Origin of the sequence: Micromonospora sp. HM134 (assembly GCF_007833915.1) — a bacterium.
GTDB classification, from domain to species: domain Bacteria; phylum Actinomycetota; class Actinomycetes; order Mycobacteriales; family Micromonosporaceae; genus Micromonospora; species Micromonospora wenchangensis.
The window spans coordinates 4,221,938-4,241,803 of the sequence record NZ_CP041061.1 but is presented as its reverse complement, the minus strand read 5'-3'; the positions used below and the strand labels follow the sequence as shown (position 1 = coordinate 4,241,803).

Annotated in this window: 13 protein-coding genes; 7 read left to right on the top strand and 6 right to left on the bottom strand. The window is 76.0% G+C overall.

Features of this window, described 5'->3' with window-relative positions:
* Positions 1-82: 82 nt before the first annotated feature.
* The 4 genes from FJK98_RS18200 to FJK98_RS18185 form a co-directional block, all read right to left on the bottom strand.
* Positions 83-1,648, bottom strand: coding sequence for a Na+/H+ antiporter (locus FJK98_RS18200; protein WP_145920085.1), 1,566 nt, complete (start codon positions 1,646-1,648; stop codon positions 83-85).
* A 75-nt stretch (positions 1,649-1,723) separates the two neighbouring features.
* Positions 1,724-2,977 (bottom strand): kynureninase, encoded by a 1,254-nt coding sequence (gene kynU, locus FJK98_RS18195; RefSeq protein WP_145920084.1) that lies wholly within the window; start codon positions 2,975-2,977, stop codon positions 1,724-1,726.
* Between the two features lie 125 nt (positions 2,978-3,102).
* The gene (locus tag FJK98_RS18190; protein ID WP_240762125.1) at positions 3,103-4,740 is read right to left on the bottom strand and encodes a copper resistance protein CopC; all 1,638 of its coding nucleotides are present in this window, start codon (positions 4,738-4,740) and stop codon (positions 3,103-3,105) included.
* A gap of 32 nt (positions 4,741-4,772) precedes the next feature.
* Entirely contained in the window at positions 4,773-5,996 is a 1,224-nt protein-coding gene (locus FJK98_RS18185; RefSeq protein ID WP_145920083.1) for a CdaR family transcriptional regulator, read from the bottom strand.
* A gap of 96 nt (positions 5,997-6,092) precedes the next feature.
* On the opposite strand from FJK98_RS18185, the gene FJK98_RS18180 reads away from it, so the two are divergent.
* Together FJK98_RS18180 and FJK98_RS18175 are read left to right on the top strand one after the other, a co-directional pair.
* Positions 6,093-7,751, top strand: coding sequence for an FAD-binding dehydrogenase (locus tag FJK98_RS18180; RefSeq protein WP_145920082.1), 1,659 nt, complete (start codon positions 6,093-6,095; stop codon positions 7,749-7,751).
* A gap of 79 nt (positions 7,752-7,830) precedes the next feature.
* Positions 7,831-8,481, top strand: coding sequence for a formylglycine-generating enzyme family protein (locus FJK98_RS18175; RefSeq protein ID WP_145922850.1), 651 nt, complete (start codon positions 7,831-7,833; stop codon positions 8,479-8,481).
* A 75-nt stretch (positions 8,482-8,556) separates the two neighbouring features.
* Here the strand turns inward: FJK98_RS18175 and FJK98_RS18170 are convergent, their stop codons facing one another.
* Positions 8,557-9,573 (bottom strand): LacI family DNA-binding transcriptional regulator, encoded by a 1,017-nt coding sequence (locus tag FJK98_RS18170; protein ID WP_145920081.1) that lies wholly within the window; start codon positions 9,571-9,573, stop codon positions 8,557-8,559.
* 364 nt (positions 9,574-9,937) lie between these two features.
* On the opposite strand from FJK98_RS18170, the gene FJK98_RS18165 reads away from it, so the two are divergent.
* From FJK98_RS18165 to FJK98_RS18145, 5 genes are all read left to right on the top strand, one after another.
* Complete coding sequence (locus FJK98_RS18165) at positions 9,938-14,047, top strand: SpoIIE family protein phosphatase (protein ID WP_145920080.1); 4,110 nt, start codon at positions 9,938-9,940, stop codon at positions 14,045-14,047.
* A complete protein-coding gene (locus FJK98_RS18160) occupies positions 14,044-14,343 on the top strand; it encodes an STAS domain-containing protein (protein WP_145920079.1) in 300 nt (99 codons plus the stop codon). The genes FJK98_RS18165 and FJK98_RS18160 overlap by 4 nt, the downstream gene beginning before the upstream one ends.
* A 308-nt stretch (positions 14,344-14,651) precedes the next feature.
* On the top strand, positions 14,652-17,585 hold the full coding sequence (locus FJK98_RS18155) for a M48 family metalloprotease (protein WP_145920078.1): 2,934 nt from the start codon (positions 14,652-14,654) through the stop codon (positions 17,583-17,585).
* An 84-nt stretch (positions 17,586-17,669) separates the two neighbouring features.
* On the top strand, positions 17,670-18,146 hold the full coding sequence (locus tag FJK98_RS18150) for a hypothetical protein (protein ID WP_145920077.1): 477 nt from the start codon (positions 17,670-17,672) through the stop codon (positions 18,144-18,146).
* Positions 18,143-19,024 (top strand): hypothetical protein, encoded by an 882-nt coding sequence (locus FJK98_RS18145; protein ID WP_145920076.1) that lies wholly within the window; start codon positions 18,143-18,145, stop codon positions 19,022-19,024. Before FJK98_RS18150 ends, FJK98_RS18145 begins: the two co-directional genes overlap by 4 nt.
* A gap of 22 nt (positions 19,025-19,046) precedes the next feature.
* Here the strand turns inward: FJK98_RS18145 and FJK98_RS18140 are convergent, their stop codons facing one another.
* The gene (locus FJK98_RS18140) at positions 19,047-19,748 is read right to left on the bottom strand and encodes a VOC family protein (protein ID WP_145920075.1); all 702 of its coding nucleotides are present in this window, start codon (positions 19,746-19,748) and stop codon (positions 19,047-19,049) included.
* Positions 19,749-19,866: the final 118 nt, after the last annotated feature.

The following is a 19,866-nucleotide window of genomic DNA, read 5'->3' as shown; positions in this document are numbered from 1 at the left end:
CGGACGGTACACCCAGCGTTGAGCACAGGAAGTGTCCGGTTGCCTACCCTCCGCATCCGTCAGCGGCTCTGGAGGCGTGGCGTCAGTCCTCGGTCTGGGGGCCGAGGAGGCGGACCTCCTCGATGTCCAGCGCCGCCTGTACCTCGCGCAGCACGCTGTCGTCGATCTCGTTGTTGTCGCGCAGCCGGGTCACCTCGCGGCGCTTGTGTTCCAGCACCCCCAGCCGCAGCCGGGTGTCCGACTCCTGTGCCCGGTCGGCCTCGTCGCCGCCGCCGGTCGCCGTCACCAGGTCCAGATGCCGCTGGTAGTCCGCGCGCAGCCGGTCCACCGCCTCCTGGTCGACGTCGAGGTCGGCGGCGACGCCCGGCAGCGCCGTCAACGCCACCTCGGTGGCCCGGCGGCGGGCGTGCCGCACCTCGTCCCCACGCGACTCGTCGCCCCGCAGGCCGGCCCAGCGGGCCACCGCCGGCAGGGTGGTGCCCTGCACCAGCATGATCGACACGATCGCCACGGCGGTGCAGAAGATGATCAGATCCCGTTCCGGTACCGGCGCGTGCGTGGTGGCCGTGGTCACCGGCACGGCGAGGGCGGCGGCCAGCGACACCGCGCCCCGGAAACCCGCCCAGCCGGCCGCCACCCGGACCCGCCGGCTCACCCCGCCACCCCGACCCACCACCGGCAGGCCGTACGAGAACAGTTGCAGCCACACCAGCCGGACGACCACCACCATCAGGGTGACCGAGGCGGCGATCGCCACCGAGCGCACGATCGAGGTGCTGGTCACGTGGTTCACCGCCCGGGGGATCTGCATCCCCAGCAGCACGAAGAGGGCACCGTTGATCAGGAAGGTGGACAGGTCCCAGAAGGCGTACGCGAGCAGCCGGGACCGGGCCCGGATCACCCTCGGCCCGGCGTACGAGAGCAGCAGCCCGGCCACCACGACGGCGAGCACCCCGCTGGCGTGCACCACCTCGGCGAGCAGGAACGCGGCGAACGGGGTGAGCACGCTCAGCGCGCCCTCGCGCAGCGGGTCGTCCAACCGGCGGCGGATCAGCACCACCACCAGCCCGACCGCCAGCCCGGCGGCGATCCCACCACCGGCCGAGCCGACGAACCGGCCCAGGAACCCGAGCACCCCCGGCGCGGTGCCGCCGACGATCAACCCGACCGTCACCGAGAACAGCACCAGCGCGGTGCCGTCGTTGACCAGGCTCTCCGCCCGCAACGTGGTCAGGATGCGGCGGGGCATCCGTTTCGCCAGGCCGGCCACCGCCGCCGCGTCGGTGGGGGCGAGCACCGCGCCCAGCACCCAGGCCGCCTGCGGGCTCATCCCCAGTGCCTTGGCGACCAGCGCCACCGCCACCATGGTCACCACCACCAGCGCCACCGCCAGTGAGGCGATCACCAGCAGGTTCGACCGGATCTCCCGCAGGCTGATCACCAGGCTCTCCCGGTAGAGCACGGCGGGCAGGAAGAGCAGCAGCACCACCTCGGGTTCGAGCACCACGTCCGACAGCGGCGGCAGCAGCGCCAGCAGGCCGCCCATGGTGATCAGCAGCACCGGCGGCGCCACCCGGTACCGGCCGCCGATGGTGGTGCCGACCAGCACGGTGGCGGCCAGCACCACGATCAGGACCAGGACCTCCACGGCACACCCCCGCCCGACATGCTGGTACGAAGTCGGCGGCGACGCGGGGGGAATCCGGGATCTGCCCGGATCGGCTCAGGTGACCCGGGACGGCTCCGCCGGCACCTCGGTCCAGGCCCGCCGCTCGGCGATGTCCCGCAGCCGGTCCATCGCGTCCCACACGTCGACGTGCCGGGTGTAGAGCGCCGCCGGGCCGAGCCGCAGCCGGTCCGGCACCCGGTAGTCGCCGACCACCCCGGCGTCGACCAGGGCGCGGGAGATCTGCAGCGCCTCCGGGTGGTACAGCGACACGTGCCCGCCGCGCCGGTCCGGGTCGCGGGGCGAGGCGAGCCGGAAGCCGTGCGGGACGAGCCAGGCGTCGGCCAGTTCGATGATCAGCTCGCCGAGTCGTACCGACTTCTCCCGGACCCGGTCCATCCCGGCGTCGGCCAGCACGTCCAGGGCCGGGTCGAGGGCGGCCATCCCGAGCACCGGCGGGGTGCCCACCAGGAACCGCTCCGGGCCGGGCGCGGGATCGTAACCGGCACCCATCCGGAACTGGTCGCGCTGGCCGAACCAGCCCCAGATCGGCTGCCGCAGCGCCTCCTGCAACTCCCGCCGCACGTAGAGGAAGGCCGGCGCGCCGGGGCCGCCGTTGAGGTACTTGTAGGTGCAGCCGACGGCGAGGTCGGCACCGGCGGCGGTCAGGTCCAGCGGCACCGAGCCGACCGCGTGCGACAGGTCCCACAGCACCAGCGCGCCGACCCGGCGGGCCGCCTCGGTCACCGCCGCGACGTCCAGCAGGGCCCCGCAGCGGTACGACACCGCCGACAGCACCACCAGCGCCACGTCCTCGGTCAGCGCCGCCGCCAGGGTGGCCTGGTCCAGCCCCTCGTCGACGTCGGAGGGGAGCAGCCGCAGGGTGTGCCCGCGCTGGGCGGCCAGCCCCTCCAGCAGGTAGCGGTCGGTGGGGAACTCCTCGGCGTCGGCCAGGATCGTCCGCCGGCCCGGTCGGGCGTCGAGGGCGGCGGCGGCCAGCTTGTAGAGGTTGACCGAGGTCGAGTCGGAGACGATTACCTCGCCGTCGCGGGCGCCCAGCGCGTGGGCGGCGATCCGGTCACCGAGGCGGCGCGGCCACTCGATCCAGGTCGGCCAGCTGCGGACCAGTTCGGTGCCCCAGCCGTCGCGGACCAGACCGGCCAGGTGGTCTCCGGTGGCGGCCGGCAGCCGGCCCAGCGAGTTGCCGTCGAGGTAGAGCAGGTCGTCCACCACGAACCGGTCCCGCAGGCCGGCGAGCGGATCGGCGGCGTCCCGCTCCTGCGCGACGTCCCGGGACGGGTGTGTGCTCATGGTGTCCTCCCTCCGCCCGGGGACACCCGGGCCGATGCAGGCTAGCGGATCGCCTGGTCGGCCCGCCCCGGCCGGGGCCCGGCACCGACCGGCGACGCTCCCGGCACGCCGGGAGCCCCGGCCGGTCAGCGGACCGGGACGGTGGCGGTGACGGTGGCCTGGTCGATGTCGCTGGTGCGGACGGTGAACCGGATCGTCCAGTCCCCGCGCGCCGGCAGGCTGATCTCGGCACTGCCGTGGTGCGGCTCCGGGGTGTCCACCGGCACGGTCATCGGTTCGATCCCGGCCGCCGGCAGGGCGAGGCTGACCGTCCACTGGGCCACCGGCAGCGGCTGCCCCTGCGGGGTGTAGACGTACGCGTGCAGCGAGTTCGGCACCCCCACCCGTACCGGGTAGATGTCGAACTGGAGGGTGTAGGTGCCGCTGGTGAGGGTCTGCGCGACGCCCTCGCGGGTGGCGCGGGCGGCCTCGGTGTCGGCGGTCCGGCCGGGCGGGGTCTGCACCAGCACGGCGGTCAGCGCCAGCACCACCGCCGTGGCGGCGAGTTCCACCCCGGCGGCCCGGGCGACCCGGCCCGGCCGGTCGGCGGCCCGGCCGTCGCGCACCATCCGCCGCTGCCAGGCCGCGACGCCGAGCACGGCGGCGAGCAGCGCCGCCTTCGCGCAGAGCAGCCGACCGTACGCGGTGCCGACCAGCGCGCCGGGCCGGCCGAGTTCGATCGCGGCCTGCCCGACGCCGGAGGCGACCAGCCAGCCCACCGCGACGGTCGCCCACCGCGACCAGGCCGGCAGCACCCGGCCCAGCACCCGCCGGTGGGTGCCGGGCAGCAGGAACACCGCCAGGGTGAACAGCCCGCCCAGCCACACGCTCATCCCGGCCAGGTGCACCACGTCGGCGAGGATGCTCACCGGCGGCAGCGGCGAGGCCACCGGGTGCCCGGCCAGCGGCCAGGTGAGCAGCCCGGCCAGGCCCACCACCGCCAGCGCCGCCCGCCGGCCGCGCCCGGCCCGTCCGCCGGCCACCGCCGTCAGCAGCCCGGCGGCGATCCCGGCCAGCGCCAGCCGAGCGCCGAGCACCGGGCCGACGTCGCTGCCCGCCACCGCCGTCAGGTCGCCGCGCGACAGGTCGCCGACCGGCACCCCGACCATGTCCGCGGCCTGCGCCACCCACGTCCCGGCGGTGCCCACGGCCACCAGGGCCAGGCCGACGTGCCCGGTGGCGGTCACCGCGCGGCGGCGGCGACGGCGGGGCCAGCGCGCCGCGCCGAACAGGGTGGGGCCGACCGCCAGCACCAGGCCCAGGTAGCCGACGTACCGGGCGGCGGGGGTCCACCCGCCGGAGGGGCGCTCGTCCACGCTGACCGGCTCCGGGGGCGTCGCCGACGGCGCACCGGCCGAGTAGGCGAAGCTGCCGGCGACCGGGTGGCTGTCGGCCGAGATCACCCGGTAGCTGACCAGGTAGGTGCCGAGCGGCCGGTCCGGCACCCGCACCGGGATGCGCAGGGTGGCCCCGTCCGCGACCGGCTCCCCGGCGGTGACCCGCCGCCCGTCCGGGCCGAGCACCTGCACCCGGCCGACGACCGGGGAGACCGACTCGCTGAAGACCAGCACCACCTCCCCGGGTGGGGAGCCGATCACCGCGTCGCGGACCGGGCTGGTGGCGACCAGCGCGGCGTGGGCGGCGGCCGGGGTCGCCGGGGCCAGCGGTACGGACAGCAGCGCGAGGAGGAACCCCAGCAGCACGGCGGAACGGGTGGTACGCACGCACAGTGGTTCGTATTTCGTGATCACATGGTTCAACCGTCGCCGGAACGATCCGGCTCACCGGTCGGATGCTGGTGCAGGGCGAGGGTCAGCAGGAGACGGGCGTCCGGGTCGTCGAGGGCCGTGCCGAACAGGCCGCGCAGTTGCCGCATCCGGTAGCGGACCGTCTGCGGGTGGGTGTGCAGGTCCTCGGCGACGGCGACCACCTGCCCCTGCCGGCGCAGCCAGCCGCGCAGGGTCTCGGCCAGGGCCCGGCGGGTGGTCGGCCGCAGCCCGGCCAGCGGGGCCAGCACCGTCCCGGCGAGGTGCCCGGCCAGGCCCGGCTCCCACGCGGTGAGCAGGGTGAGCAGGTGGTCGTCGCAGGACACCACCGGGTCGGGGCCGAGCGCACCGAGCTGGTGCAGGGCCAGCGCCCGGCGGGACAGCCGGTACGACAACCGCGCCCGCTGCCGCCGCACCGTCGGCCCGAGCGCGGCCCGCCGCCCGACCAGGGCCTGCCGGGCCCGGTCGAGCCGTCCCGGCGTACCGGGATCGGGCAGCACCACCCGGATGGCGTCGCCGACGACGGCGGCCAGCGCGCCCGCGCCGATGCTCCGGGCCACGTGCTCGGCGTCGGTGCCGTCGACGCTGACCACGGCCACGGTCGCCGGCAACGGCCAGCGGGCCGCGTCGGCGGCGGCGTGCAGCACCGCCCCGGCCGGCGGGTCGGGCTGCACCAGGAGGGTGACCAGGCGGCGTCGGGTGGTGGCCCAGTCCTGGGCGGTGTCGCGCTGTTCGGCGAGGAACCCCTCGGCGGCGGCCCCGGCCAGCGCGTCGACGTAGCCGAACAGCGCCCCGGCGATCACGTACAGGTCGGCCGGGGCCGGGCCGGCGGGCCCGGTCTGCGCGGCGGCGTGTTCCACCAGGAAGGCCCAGATGTCGCGGGCCCCGAGGGTGAGCACGGTCCGCAGCGCGTCCACCCGGTGCCCCTCGCGGTACTCGGTGCGGCCCAGGGCGTGGAACACCTCCCGGGTCCCGGTCAGTTCCCGGCCCGGGTCGGCGACCGCGTCGACGAAGGTGTCGACGGCCGTCTGCACGCCCAGCGCCAGGCCCTGACCCTGCCCACCGGTCAGCGACCGGCCCTGGGCGGCCATCGCGGCCCGGACGGTGGCGAGGATCCGCCCGTGCAGCGGCCCGCGCAGCTCCCGCAGGTGGTCGCCGACCGACGGCGCGAGACCGGCGAGACCGGGCTCGATGTCGAGCAGGGCGTCCGACACGACCGGCCATCCTTTGTCATCCGGGTGACAATTCCGGGGGTGAATACTGCGCCCCGGCATGGATCATTTTGGCATCAAGCTACCTAGGGTCGGCGCATGGAGACGGATGTCATCGTGATCGGCGCCGGCCTGGCCGGCCTGGTCGCCGCCGCCGAGGCCGCCGACGCGGGCCGCCGGGTGCTGCTGCTGGACCAGGAGTCGGAGCACAACCTCGGCGGGCAGGCGTTCTGGTCGTTCGGCGGGCTGTTCTTCGTCGACTCGCCCGAGCAGCGGCGGATGGGCATCCGCGACTCGGTCGAGCTGGCCTGGCAGGACTGGACCGGCAGCGCCGCCTTCGACCGGCCCGAGGACCACTGGCCGCGCCAATGGGCGCAGGCGTACGTGCACTTCGCCGCCGGGGAGAAGCGGGCCTGGCTGCGGTCGATGGGCCACCGGGTGTTCCCCGTGGTGAGCTGGGCCGAGCGGGGCGGGGGAGCGGCCCACGGGCACGGCAACTCGGTGCCCCGGTTCCACGTCACCTGGGGCACCGGCCCCGGCGTGGTCGAGCCGTTCGCCAGGCGGGTCCGGCAGGCCGTCGCGCAGGGCCGGGTGACGCTGCTGTTCCGGCACCGGGTCGACGAACTCGTCACCACCGCAGGAGCCGTCACCGGGGTACGCGGCGCGCTGCTCGCCCCCGACGACGCGCCCCGGGGGCAGAGCAGCTCCCGGGAGGTCGTCGGCGACTTCCAGCACGACGCCCAGGCCGTGATCATCACCTCGGGCGGCATCGGCGGCAACCACGACCTCGTCCGGCGGGCCTGGCCGGCCCGGCTCGGCACCCCGCCCACCCGGATGGTCACCGGCGTCCCCGCCCACGTCGACGGCCGGATGCTCGCCATCACCGAGACCGCCGGCGGGCAGGTGATCAACCCGGACCGGATGTGGCACTACACCGAGGGGCTGCGCAACTGGGACCCGATCTGGCCGGGGCACGGCATCCGCATCCTGCCCGGCCCGTCCTCGCTCTGGCTCGACGCCACCGGGGCCCGGCTGCCGGCGCCGCTGTTCCCCGGCTTCGACACCCTGGCCACCCTGCGGCACCTGCGCGCCACCGGCCACGACTACAGCTGGTTCCTGCTCACCCAGAGGATCATCGAGAAGGAGTTCGCGCTGTCGGGCTCCGAGCAGAACCCGGACCTCACCAACCGCAGCGTCCGGCAGGTGCTGCAACGCGTCCGGCCGGGCGCGCCCGGCCCGGTCGAGGCGTTCAAGCGGCACGGGGCCGACTTCGTCGTCGCCGACACCCTGCCCGAGCTGGTGGCCGGCATGAACAAGCTGGCCGCCGAGACCGACGGGCCGCAGCTCGACGCGACCGAGCTGACCCGCCTCGTCGAGGCGCGCGACCGGGAGATCGCCCACCCGTTCGGCAAGGACGCCCAGCTCGCCGCGATCCGGGGGGCCCGCCGCTACCGGGGTGACCGGCTGATCCGGGTCGCCACCCCGCACCGGCTGCTCGACCCGGCGGCCGGCCCGCTGATCGCGGTGCAACTGCACGTGCTCACCCGCAAGAGCCTCGGCGGGCTGCACACCGACCTGTCCGCCCGGGTGCTGCGCCCCGACGGCGAACCGCTGGCCGGGGTGTACGCGGCCGGCGAGGTGGCCGGCTTCGGGGGTGGGGGCATGCACGGCTACAGCGCCCTGGAGGGCACCTTCCTCGGCGGCTGCCTCTTCTCCGGCCGCACCGCCGGTCGTGCCGCGGCGGCGGCCGTCGGCTGACCGGCACCGTGGCCCGTCCCGGCTGCGCCGCCCGCCCTCGGTAGGCTCGGCGGCCGTGGACGACGACGCGCTGACCGCGATGGTGACCGTCGCGGCGGGGCAGGTGACCCTGTCCGACCGGCGTACCCGGCGGCGCTGGTCGGTCGGGGTGGCGGCGTACCGGCTCGGCGTCGTCCCGGTCACCCAGGGGTGGTACGCCCGGGTCACCGGGGAACGGCCGAGCAGCACCCGGGGCGACCGGCTGCCCGTCGAGGGGGTGTCCTGGGTGGACGCCGTGCGCTTCTGCGTCGCGCTGTCCCGGCAGGAGGGGCTGACCCCGGCGTACCGGTTGCACGACGACGGTGAGGGCGCGGACTGGGACCCGGGCGCCGACGGTTACCGGCTGCCGACCGAGGCCGAGTGGGAGTACGCCTGCCGGGCCGGCACCACCGGTCCCCGGTACGGCCCGCTCGACGAGATCGCCTGGTACCGGGACAACTCCGGGGAACGGCCGCACCCGGTGGCCGACCGCGCCGCCAACCCGTGGGGCCTGTACGACCTGCTCGGCAACGTCTGGGAGTGGTGCTGGGACGTCTACGACGCCGAGGTGTACGGCGGCTACCGGGTGCTGCGCGGGGGCGGCTGGTTCGACGAGCACTGGAGCTGCCGCGCCTCGGTACGCCGCCGCAGCCACCCGACGTTGCGGATCGACGACGTCGGCTTCCGGCTGGCCCGTTCCTTGCCGCGCTGACCCCACGACCGGTGCCCCGGACGGTCCCGCTCCCGCCCTGGCGGGGAAGGCCGCCGGGGTGGACAGCCCCGCCGGTCAGGCCAGCCGGCGGGTGCTGTGCCGCACGATCAGCGGGGTGGCCAGCTCGATCCGGTGGCTGTCCAGCCCCTCCCCGGCCACCAGGGAGAGCAGCATCCGGGTCGCCATGCCGGCCATCTCGGCCAGCGGCTGACGCACGGTGGTCAGCGGCGGGGCCGCCCAGCGGGCCGAGTCGAGGTCGTCGAAGCCGACGATGCTGATGTCGTCGGGGACCCGCGCGCCGCGCTCGTAGAGCGCCTCGTAGGCGCCCAGGGCCATCTCGTCGGCGCAGGCGAACACGGCGGTGGGCGGCTGGGCGAGGTCCAGCAGGGCGTTCATCTCCCGGTAGCCCGACGGGGAGGTGAAGTCGCCGTGCCGGACGTACCCGGCGGGGATCTTGCGGTTGGCCGCGTTCATCGCGGCCCGGTACCCGTCGACCCGGGCGCGGCTGCACGGCACCGTCGGCGGGCCGCCGATCACCGCGATCCGGTGGTGACCCAGGTCGAGCAGGTGTTCGGCGGCGGCCACCCCGCCGGACCAGTTCGTCGCCCCCACCGACGGGATGCCCGCGCCGGGCTGACCGGCCGGGTCGATGATGACCACCGGGATGCCCAGCTCGTCGAGCTGACCCTGCTGGCTGGGGGACAGGTCGGAGAGCACGAGCAGCACCCCGTCGCAGCGGCGCTTGGAGAGTTGTTCGATCCACCGTCGGTCGGGGCGGGTGCGGCTGCGGCCGTGCACGGCGGAGACGACCACCCCGACGCCCGCCCGGTAGGCCAGTTCCTCGACGCCGTCGAGGATCTGCATCGCCCAGGGGCTGCCGAGGTCCCGGAAGACCAGGTCGATGAGGCCGGCCGCGCCGGGCATCGACGGCGCCCGGCGGGCGGTGTACGACCGCCGGTCGAGCAGGTCCTGGATCCGACGCCGGGTCGCCGGGGCGACGTCGGGTCGACCGTTGAGCACCTTCGAGACGGTGGGCACGGACACCCCCGCGGCGGTCGCGATCTCCGACAGCGTCGCCCGGTCCTCCGCCATGCCCATCTCCTCCGCAGTCGTGCGCCCGTCGGCAGCATAGCCCGAAAGTTTCGGAGGTCGGGCGACACCCTGGTCGTCGCGGCGGTGCGACCGTCCGGCACCGGCCCGTCGGGCAGTGCCGGGCGGGCGTGCGGGCCGGTGTCCGGCGCGGGTCGGACAGCCGAAACTTTCCCGAAACCGACTTGTCCGGTGCGGGGCTTAGGCCGGGAACGACGGGCGTCCGCCGGCTCGTACGCCCCGCCCGATTTCTGCTCCGGCGACGCATGCGGCATGCTGTGCCGCAACGGCAGGAGACTCTGCCGGTGGCCGGCGACGAACCGCGGACACGCGGTCGTCCCTGCGCGAGACGTGCGGGAGGGCGGCGATGGCCGAGGCTGAGGCGGGGCGTTCGGTGTTCACCGGCGCCAGCGAGATGGCGGCCCGGATGCGCGCGTTCGACTGGCCCGCCACCTCCCTCGGCGCGGTCGACGGCTGGCCGGCGAGCCTGCGCACCGCCACCCGGATCTGCCTGACCTCCCGGTTCCCCATGATCGTCTGGTGGGGCCCGGAGCTGCGGTTCCTCTACAACGACGCCTACGGCCCGCTGCTCGGCAGCAAACACCCCGCCCTCGGCAAGCCCGGCGACCAGGTGTGGGGCGAGATCTGGCACATCATCGGGCCGATGCTGCGCGGCGTGGTGGAGACCGGCGAGGCGACCTGGTCGGAGGACCTGCTGCTGCCGATGAACCGGCACGGCTACTGGGAGGAGACCTACTGGACGTACTCCTACAGCCCGCTGCACGACGACGACGGTGTGGTGCGCGGCGTGTTCACCGCGGTCAGCGACACCACCGAACGGGTGATCGGCCAGCGGCGGCTCGCCGCGTTGCAGGACCTCGGGGCCCAGGCCGGCACCGCCCGTACCGTCGGTGAGGCGTGCGAACTGGTCGCCGGGTCGCTCGGCCGGGCCGGGGCCGACGTGCCGTACGCGGCGGTGTACCTGCGGGCCCGCGACGGCGACATACGGTTGACCGCCAGCACCCGAGCCGGCGAGGCCGACCGGGTGGCCGGGTCCGCCGTGGCGGTGTGGCCGGTGGCCCGGGTGCTCGCCGACGGTCGCCCGGCGCACGTCACCGACCTCGTCGACCGGGCCGGCGAACTGCCGGCCGGCGGGTGGCAGACCGCGCCGACCGAGGCGATGGTGCTGCCGCTGCACGGCGAGACCGGCGCGGAGGACATCGGCGTCATCGTGCTGGCCGCCAGCGCCGGCCGGGCGCTCGACGACGGCTACCGCACCTTCTTCGACCTGGTGGCCCAGCAGAGCGCCGCCCTGATCAACGGCGCGGTCGCCTACGAGGTGCAGCAGCAGCGGGCCGAGGAGCTCGTGGAGCTGGACCGGGCCAAGACGGCGTTCTTCTCCAACATCAGCCACGAGTTCCGCACCCCGCTCACGCTGATCAGCGGCCCGTTGCAGGAGCTGCGGGCCCGGCTGGGCGACGGGGACGCGCAGGTCCGCGACGAGCTGGACGTCATGCACCGCAACGCGTTGCGGCTGGGCAAGCTGGTCACCGCGCTGCTCGACTTCTCCCGCATCGAGGCCGGCCGGATGCAGGCCAGCTACGAGCCCGTCGACCTGTCCCGGTTCACCGCCGAGCTGGCCAGCGTGTTCCGGGCGGCGGTCGAACGCGCCGGCCTCACCCTCGACGTGGACTGCCCGCCGTTGTCGGGGCCGGTGCACGTCGACCGGGCGATGTGGGAGAAGGTGGTGCTCAACCTGCTCAGCAACGCCCTCAAGTTCACCTTCCACGGTGGCATCCGGGTCGCGGTGGCCGAACGTGACGGCACGCCGACGGTGCAGGTCGTCGACACCGGCATCGGGGTGCCGGCCGACGAGATCCCCCGGCTGTTCGAGCGCTTCCACCGGGTGCCGCAGGCCCGGTCCCGCTCCCACGAGGGCAGCGGCATCGGCCTGGCCCTGGTCCGGGAACTGGTCGGCCTGCACGGCGGCACGATCACCGTGGACAGCACCCCGGACGTCGGCACCACCTTCACCGTACGGCTGCCGTACGGCGTCGCCCACCTGCCCGCCGAGCACGTCGTCACCGGCGTCGGCGCGCCGGTGCCGTCGGACAGCGCCGAACCGTTCGTCGAGGAGGCGCTGCGCTGGCTGCCGGCCGCCGACACCGACGACCGCCCGGTGCCGCAGCCGTCGCCGGTCGACCTGCCGGGCGCGGACCGGCCCCGGGTGCTGATCGCCGACGACAACGCCGACATGCGCGAGTACCTGCACCGGCTGCTGCGGTCCCGCTACGACGTCACCGCCGTCGGCGACGGGCTCGCCGCGCTGGCCCGGGCCCGGACCGCACCGCCCGACCTGATCGTCAGCGACGTGATGATGCCCGGCCTGGACGGCCTCGAACTGGTCGCCGCGCTGCGCGCCGAACCCCGCACCATGGGGGTGCCGGTGCTGCTGCTGTCGGCCCGCGCCGGTCAGGAGGCCGCCGTCGAGGGGCTGGAGGCCGGCGCCGACGACTACCTGGTCAAGCCGTTCTCCGCCGAGGAGTTGCTGGCCCGGGTCCGGGCCAACGTCGACCTGGCCCGGTTGCGCAACCACCACGCCAACTGGCGGGCCGCGATGATCAACTCGTTGCAGGAGGGGTTCTTCGTCCTCGACGCCGACGGCGCGCTGGTGGAGATGAACACCGCCTTCGCCGAGCTGTTCGGGTACGGCCCCGAGGGCCTGCCCTACCGTCCCCGCTACCCGTGGTGGCCCGACGACGTCGCCGACGCCTCGGCCAACCGGCTGGTGGCCGACGCGTTCGCCCAGGCGATGACCGTCGCCCACGGATCGTTCGTGGTGCCGTTGCGGCACCGCGACGGGCACCGGCTGTGGACGGCGGTCGCCTTCAACGCGGTCACCGACGACCAGGGACGGCGGATGGTCGTCGGCACCATCCGCGACGTCACCGCCGAACGGTACGCGGTGCAGCGGGAGACCGCCCTCAGCACCCTCAACCAGCGGCTGTCCCGGGCGGCCAGCACCAGCGAGGCGTTGCGCGCCGGCGTCGAGGAGCTACGCCAGCTCTGGCAGGCCCACCGGGCGGTCGCCACCCACTGGACGCCCGACGGCACGCCGACGGTGACCGCCACCCCCGGCACCGACTGGGGGCAGCTGTCCGACCCGGTCCGCGAGACGGTCACCGCGCTGCGGGCGCAGCCACCCCTGCGGATCACCATCGACCCGGCCACCGGGACCCGGCCCGCCGGCGTCGGCACCACGGTCGACGCGCCGCAGGGCCCGCTGGTGGTCTGGCTCGAACTCGACCCGGCACGGGGCTTCGGCACCGAGGACCAGATGCTCCTGCTGCTGCTGTGCGGGGCGCTCGGGCAGGCGTTGCACCGGGCCCACGCCGCCGACCAGCAACGTGAGGTGGCGGTCGCCCTGCAACGCTCCATCCTCGGCCCGGCCGAACTCCCCGCCGGGTTCGCCGTCCGCTACGAGCCGGCGACCCGCCCCCTCGAGGTCGGCGGCGACTGGTACGACGCGGTGAACCTGCCCGACGGCCGGATCGGCATCGTCGTCGGCGACTGCGTCGGCCGGGGCCTGCCCGCCGCCGCCGTGATGGGGCAGCTGCGCAGCGCCTGCCGGGCGCTGCTGCTGGAGGCGTCCGGCCCGGCGCAGGTGCTCACCGCCCTGGACCGGTTCGCCCGGATGCTGCCCGGCGCGGCCTGCACCACCGTGTTCTGCGGCATCCTCGACCCGGAGACCGGGAAGCTGACCTACAGCAGTGCCGGGCACCCGCCGGCGATCCTCACCCACCCCGACGGCCACACCGAACTGCTGGCCGCCGGCCGGGGCAGCCCGCTGGGCATCCCGTCGCGCGGTGGCCGCCCCGACGCGACAAGCGTCGTGCCGCCCCGGGCCGTGCTGCTGCTCTACACCGACGGCCTGGTGGAACGCCGCCGCCAGTCCCTCGACACCGGGATCGCGCAGGCCGCCTCCGCCGTCCGGGAGGACCACACCGCCGGGGTGGAGCAGCTCGCCGACCGGGTGATGCGGCGGATGACCCCGCAGGGCGGGTACGACGACATCGCCCTGCTGCTCTACCGTCACCCGGCTCCGCTGGAGCTGTCGTTCCCCGCCGACCGGTCGCAGATGGCCCCGGTGCGCTCCACCCTGCGCCAGTGGCTGCGCCGCACCGGCGCCGACCCGCACCTGGCCCAGGACGTGCTGGTGGCCACCGGTGAGGCGTGCGCCAACGCGGTCGAGCACGGCCACCGCGGCGCCCGGCCCGGGCTGATCCGGCTGCTCGCGGTGGCTGCGGGCACCGACCTGTTCGTCACGGTGGTCGACTCCGGGCGGTGGAAGGTGCCCGAGATAGACCACGACCGGGGACGCGGCATCAACCTGATGCGCGCGTTGATGTCGCACGTGGACATCCGGACCACCGACGCCGGCACCACCGTCGAGCTGCACACGAGGATTCCCGCATGAACACGCCCCTGGACCTGGCCACCGGCCGGCAGCCCGACGGCGCCCCGCTGCTGACCGTCGCCGGTGAGATCGACATGAGCAACGCCGACCGGTTCCGGGCCGCGATCGCCGACGCGGTGGTCGACGGGCACCTGCTGACCGTGGACCTGACCGGGGTGGAATACCTGGACAGCGCCGCCCTCGCCGCGTTGTTCGCCCACGTCGACCGGTTGCGGGTGGTGGCGAACCCGCTGCTGGGCAGCGTCCTGACCATCTCCGGCCTGACCGAGCTGACCACGGTCACCTTCGTGGACTGACCCCGTCCGCGCGCCGGACGGCCCATCCGGCGGCGACACCCGGCCCGCCGCGACCCGCCTGTTCGGGTGGTCCGGGCGGCGACGATCGGAGATCCGACAGCCCTCCGGTGCCCGGCACCCTACGCTCGCCCTGCCGCCGCCGAGCGGGAAGTGGGTGAGGCATAGGCAGCACGGACCACCGTCCACCCCAGACCACGCCGGAACCCCCGGCCGACGCCGCGCCATCCGACCTCCGCGCCGACGCCGCGCCATCCGACCTCCGCGCCGACGCCGCGCCACCGGCGGGTGTCCCGTCCGGGCCTGCGGCGGTGCCGGGCCCGCCGGCCGTCGGCGGGCCGCGTCGCGGCCGGCCCACCCGGCTGCGTTGGCTGCACCTGCTGGTGCTGCTCTGCCTGGCCGGGGTGGGGGTGGCGGCCGGCGACGCCGTCTTCGTCGTGCACGACCTGGGCCGTTGGGGCGAGGTCCAGGCGTGCGCGGCACTCGACGACCTCCCGCCGGACGGCGGGCAGGCCGCCCGGCTGCTCGGTCGGGGCGCGCGGTACGACCGGTGCGCCACCGGTTTCGAGCTGGTCCGGGGGCTGGCCCAGTCGGGCGGGGCGGTGGCGGTGCTCGGCCTCGTCGGGGTGGCCGTGCTGCTCGACGGCCTGTCCGCGCGCCACGCCGTGCGGCGGCGGGTGCGCCGTCGCCCGGCCGGTGACCGGGGCGTCGCCGTGGTGCGGGAACGCTTCGACCACTGGTGCGACACGCTCGGGCTCGACCGGGGTCGGCCCCGGCTCGTCGTCGCGCCGGTCGGCGTCCGGCAGGCGTACACCACGGCGGTGCCGTTCGGCCGGCCGCTGGTGGTGGTGCCGGTGGCCCACGCGTACGGCCGTCCGGACCTGCTCGACCTGGTGCTGCTGCACGAGTTGGCGCACGTCCGGGCCCGGGACGTGACGTGGGCGTCGGCGACCCGGTGGACCGGTGGGCTCATCCTGCCGGTCCTGGTGCTGGTGGTGACGCCGGTGCTGGTCGACCCGGGGCCGGCGACCCGGTACTACGCGCTGACCCTGCCGGTCACCGCGCTGTTCGCGGCCGGGACGCTGCTGTCGCGGGCGGCGGTGCTGCGCCGCCGTGAACACGCCGCCGACCGGTTCGCCGTCGACCACGCCGACCTGCGCGACGCCCTGGCGGCCGCCGGTGGTGACGATGACCCGCCCGGCCGGGCACGGCGGTGGCGGCCGGGCCGGTGGCTGGCCCGCCACCCGACGGGCGCGCAGCGGGTCCGGGCACCCGACCGGGAACCGCGCTGGGAGGACGGCTTCACCGTCGCGGTGGTGGTCGGCCTGGTGGCGATGTTCGGCTTCCAGTCGCTGCTGCGGCTGCTGACGCACGGGGTCGGCCCGGTCCCGCCAGGCAGCGCCGGTGACGTCGCGGTGGCCGTCGCGGCCGTGTGCTGGGCCGTGGTCGTGGTGCCGCTGTGGTCCCGCCGCCCCGCGTCGGTACGGCGGCGCTGGTCGCGGATGCTCGGCTCCGGGCTCGGCCTGGCCGGCGGATACCTCCTGCCCGGCTACGGGGCGACCAGCCCGGTGTACGGGGTGTTCCTCGCCGGCTTCCACCTCGGTGCGTCCGCCGCGCTGCTGCCGGTGCTGGTCGGGGTCGCCGCGGTGGCCGTCGGGTTCGCCGAGGCGGCGGCGCGGGTGCCGTCGGGGGTGCGCCGCAGGGTGACCCTGGTCGCCACGGTGCTCGCGGTGGCGTCCCTGTTGACGGCGGTCCTGACCACCGCCACCCTGCTGGTGTTCGGCCACTGGGCCTGGCACAGCGGGCCGATCGACCGGGCCCTGTGGAGCACCCCCGGTCTCGCCGCCCGGGTGGCCCTGGCGGCGGTGCCGCTGGCCGCCCTGCTCCTGGTACGCCGACCCGCCCGCCCCCGCCGGCCAGCACGACCGGCGGCATCCCCGCCGGACATGCCGCCGGTGCCGGTCGCCGCCGGCCCCCGGCGGCTGGCCGCGCTGGTCCTGCTGACCGGCGGTACGGCGGTCGTCGCCGGCCTCGCCGCGACCGGGCTGGTGGCCGGCCGGACCGCCGGTGGGGACGCCTTCTTCCTGCTCTTCCTCCGCTGGTGGCTGTGCGCGGCGGCCGGCTGGTGCGTCGCGTCGGTGGTGCTGCTCGCCCGTGGGGTCCGGGGCACCGCCGTGGCCTGGACGGCCGGTGTCGGGGTCACCGTCGCCGCCGGGACCGTCCACGTCGCCCGGGACGTCGTCGGCGGGGCCGACCCGGTGCCGTCGCACCTGCTCGCCTTCCTCGAACGGCCGGCGTGGCTGCTGCTCGGCGCGCTGGTGGTCGCGTCGCCCCCGGTGCTGCTCCTGCGTGAGCTGTGGACCGGGTGGTGGGTGCGGGCCCGCCGCCGCCGGCCGGTGCGGCGCGGCGGTCCCCGGGCGTCCTGGCCACTGCCGGTGCTCGCCGCGGCGGTGGCCGTGGCCGTGGCGGTGGTCGGTGGGGTGGCGGCGGGTTGGACCGCGCCGGTGACCGGGCGGGCCGGTGACTGGGACCTGCTGCGGTCGGCCCGGGTGGAACCCGCCGCGCCGGACGACGGACGACCCCGCCCGGCCGCCCGGGACCCGGGCCGGCCGCTGGACCGGGCCGCCGTCGACGCCGCCCTGGTCGAGGCGCGACGCAGCCTGCCGGCGGACTGGACCCCCGCGCCGGGGCTCAGCCCGTTCGGGGTGACCGACCCGGCGGGGGTGCGTCCGTCGGCCTGCGCCGACCGGTTCGCCGCCGACGCCCGCGCCGAGCGGGCCCGGCCGGCGTCGGCCGAGGGCACGGTCGTGCTGGCGGTGCCGGCGACCACGTTGCCGCCGCTGGGCGCGACCTTCCAGCTGCGGCTGACGTCGTACCCGTCGGCCGACGCGGCGGCCCGGGTGCTCGCGGCGGCCCGGGACGCCGTCGCCGCCTGCCCCCGCTGGTCGTACCCGTCGGCGCTGGCCGACGGGGGCGTCGCGCACCGGTGGACGGTGGCCGTGCCCCGCGCCGACCTGCCGTACGACAGCCTGCGGGTCAGGATCACCGACTCGTCGACGCTGGGCGGGTTGCCCGCCGTCGCCGGGGGGACGCGGGTCGTCGTCGCGGTGGGGCGCACCGTGCTGTCCGCCGAGATCGCCCTCGGCATCCCGTTCCGTGACCAGTTGGAGCCGAAGGAGCAGCTGCTCCTGGACGACCTGGCGGTGGTCGGCGCCCGCCTGGTCGTGCACGCCCTCGATTCCTGACCGCGTGATCCGCCGGCACCCGACCCGCTGGCGGCGACCCTCCACCATCGACCTACCGACCCTGCGACCGATCGGCGGTGCACCATGACGGATCTGACGGCCCGGCCGGGGCCGATGCTGCTCAGCGATCTCGCGCGGGAGGTGGTGCTGGCCGCCGCGCCGCAGGAGTCGGCGCTGCTGCCGGAGGTGACCGCCGCCTGGCTCGCCGGTGAGCTGGGGACACCGGGGCGGGGCGGGCGGTGGCACGGGGGACGGATCGGCGTCGGGCTGGACGACGGCCTGCTCGTGACGGTGGTCTACCCGGTGCTGGCGGCGGCGCTGACCCAGGTGCTGGCCCCCGCCGCCGAGCGGGGCTGGCGTCGGCTGTGGCGTCGGCTGCGACCGCGTTCGCGTCGTACCGACGTGGTGGTCGCCCCGGAGGTGCTGGCCCAGGCCGAGGCGGTCCGCGACGCGATCCTCACCGCCGGGTCCGCCCTCGGGGTGTCCCGCCGGCGCTGCCAGCTGATCGCCGAGGCCGCGTACGCCGCCCTGCTGCGCCGCCAGCTCGGGGACGGGTCGTGACCGGGCCGAGCCGCCGCCGGCTGCTGGGGTTGGCGGGGCTCACCCTGGGCGGACTGCTGGTCGGCTGCTCCGGGCGCGGCGACCCCCGACCGTCGGCGGCGGCCGGGGGCCCGGCGACGCCCACCGGTACGCCGTCGCCGGCCGCCGACGTCCTGGTCGACCGGCTGGCCGGCTATCCGAGTGCCTTCCGGTTCACCCCGACGAACACCGCGACCACCGACGAGGCGACGGTGGCCCGGGAGCGGGTGGCGATGCGTACCGAGTTGGTGGCCTTCCTCGCCTGGGCCAGGACCAACGGGCACCCCGATCTGCGGGCGGCGCTGCCGGCCGACCCGGGCGGCGAGGGGTACCTGTTGGACCCGCTGGTCGGCAACGACGAGACCCTGGACACGGTGCCGCTGACCGGTGCCCGGGAGCCGTTCGGGCGGCTGGTGCCCGACAACGAGACGGTCAAGAGCTACCTGGGCACCCGGCAGGCCGGGTTCGCGCTGGTGATGCTGAAGGTGATGATGTCCCGGGCGGCGTACGCCGGGCTGGTCACCGACTCCCCGCTGGTCCGGGCGGCGGCCGGCAAGAACGTGGTCACCATCTATCCGGTGACCGCGCCCGAGCCGCCGGGCGGCGACCGGTACCTGTCGCTGCTGCCGGGCCTGCGTGAGGCGTTCCGGGCCGATCCGGCGCGGCGGTGGCTGGTGGCCAACCCGGGGCAGAACCTGTCCGCGGCGAACCAGCGGCGGCTGCTCGACGGCGGCGGCACGCTGCACACCGCCGACGGCTACCGGGTGGTGTACGTGGACAGCGCCCGCGCCGGCTACGTCCCGGCCGTGGTGGCCCGCGCCCTGTACGACGGCCTGCGGGCGGCGGGCACGCCCCGGTAGGCGGTGGACCCGGCGGGTGGGCTCAGCGTGCCGTCACCCCGAACGCGTTGCCGTCCGGGTCGGCCAGCAGGACGACCCCGTCGGCGGTGGCGTCGAGCCGGGTGGCCCCGAGGGCGACCAACCGGTCGACCTCCGCCGACGTGTCGGCGGCGGTGAGGTCGAAGCGCTGCGGGTTGTGGCCCCGCTGCGGGGCCACGGGCGGCCCGCCCCAGGCGACCTTCGTGCCGCCGTGCGGTGACTGGACGGCGGTCTCCTGGTCCTGGTCCCACACCAGCGGCCAGCCCAGCGCCCGGCTCCAGAAGAGGCCGACCTCGCGGGTGCCGTCGCAGGCGACCTCCCCGAGCCGGCCGCATCCGGCGAGGAAGGTGTTGCCCGGCCCGATGACGCAGAACTCGTTGCCCTCGGGGTCGGCCAGCACGACGTGCGTCTCCTCGGGCCGCTGCCCGACGTCGAGGTGGCTGCCGCCGAGGGCCAGCGCCCGCGCGACCTGCCGCTGCTGGTCGTCGGGGCTGTCGCTGGTCAGGTGCAGGTGCATCCGGTGGGGCCCGGTGCGGTGCGGCCGGCCCGGCACGAACCGCAGGTCGGGTCGGGTGGCGGTGCCGGGCAGGTGGACGCCGCCGGTGCCGTCGGCGACGGTGTCCCGGCCGAGCAGGTCGGCCCAGAACCGGGCCAGTCGGGTCGGGTGCCGCGCGTCCAGGGTCAGGGTCAGGTGTCGCGGGAGCATCCCGGCACCGTAGCCACCCTCGCCGGGGGCGACAACGGCTTTACGCCGCGCGGCGACCGGGGTGGCGGCAGGGGTCCGGGCGGGGGACGGGCGTTGCCGCCCGGACCTGCCTGCCGAC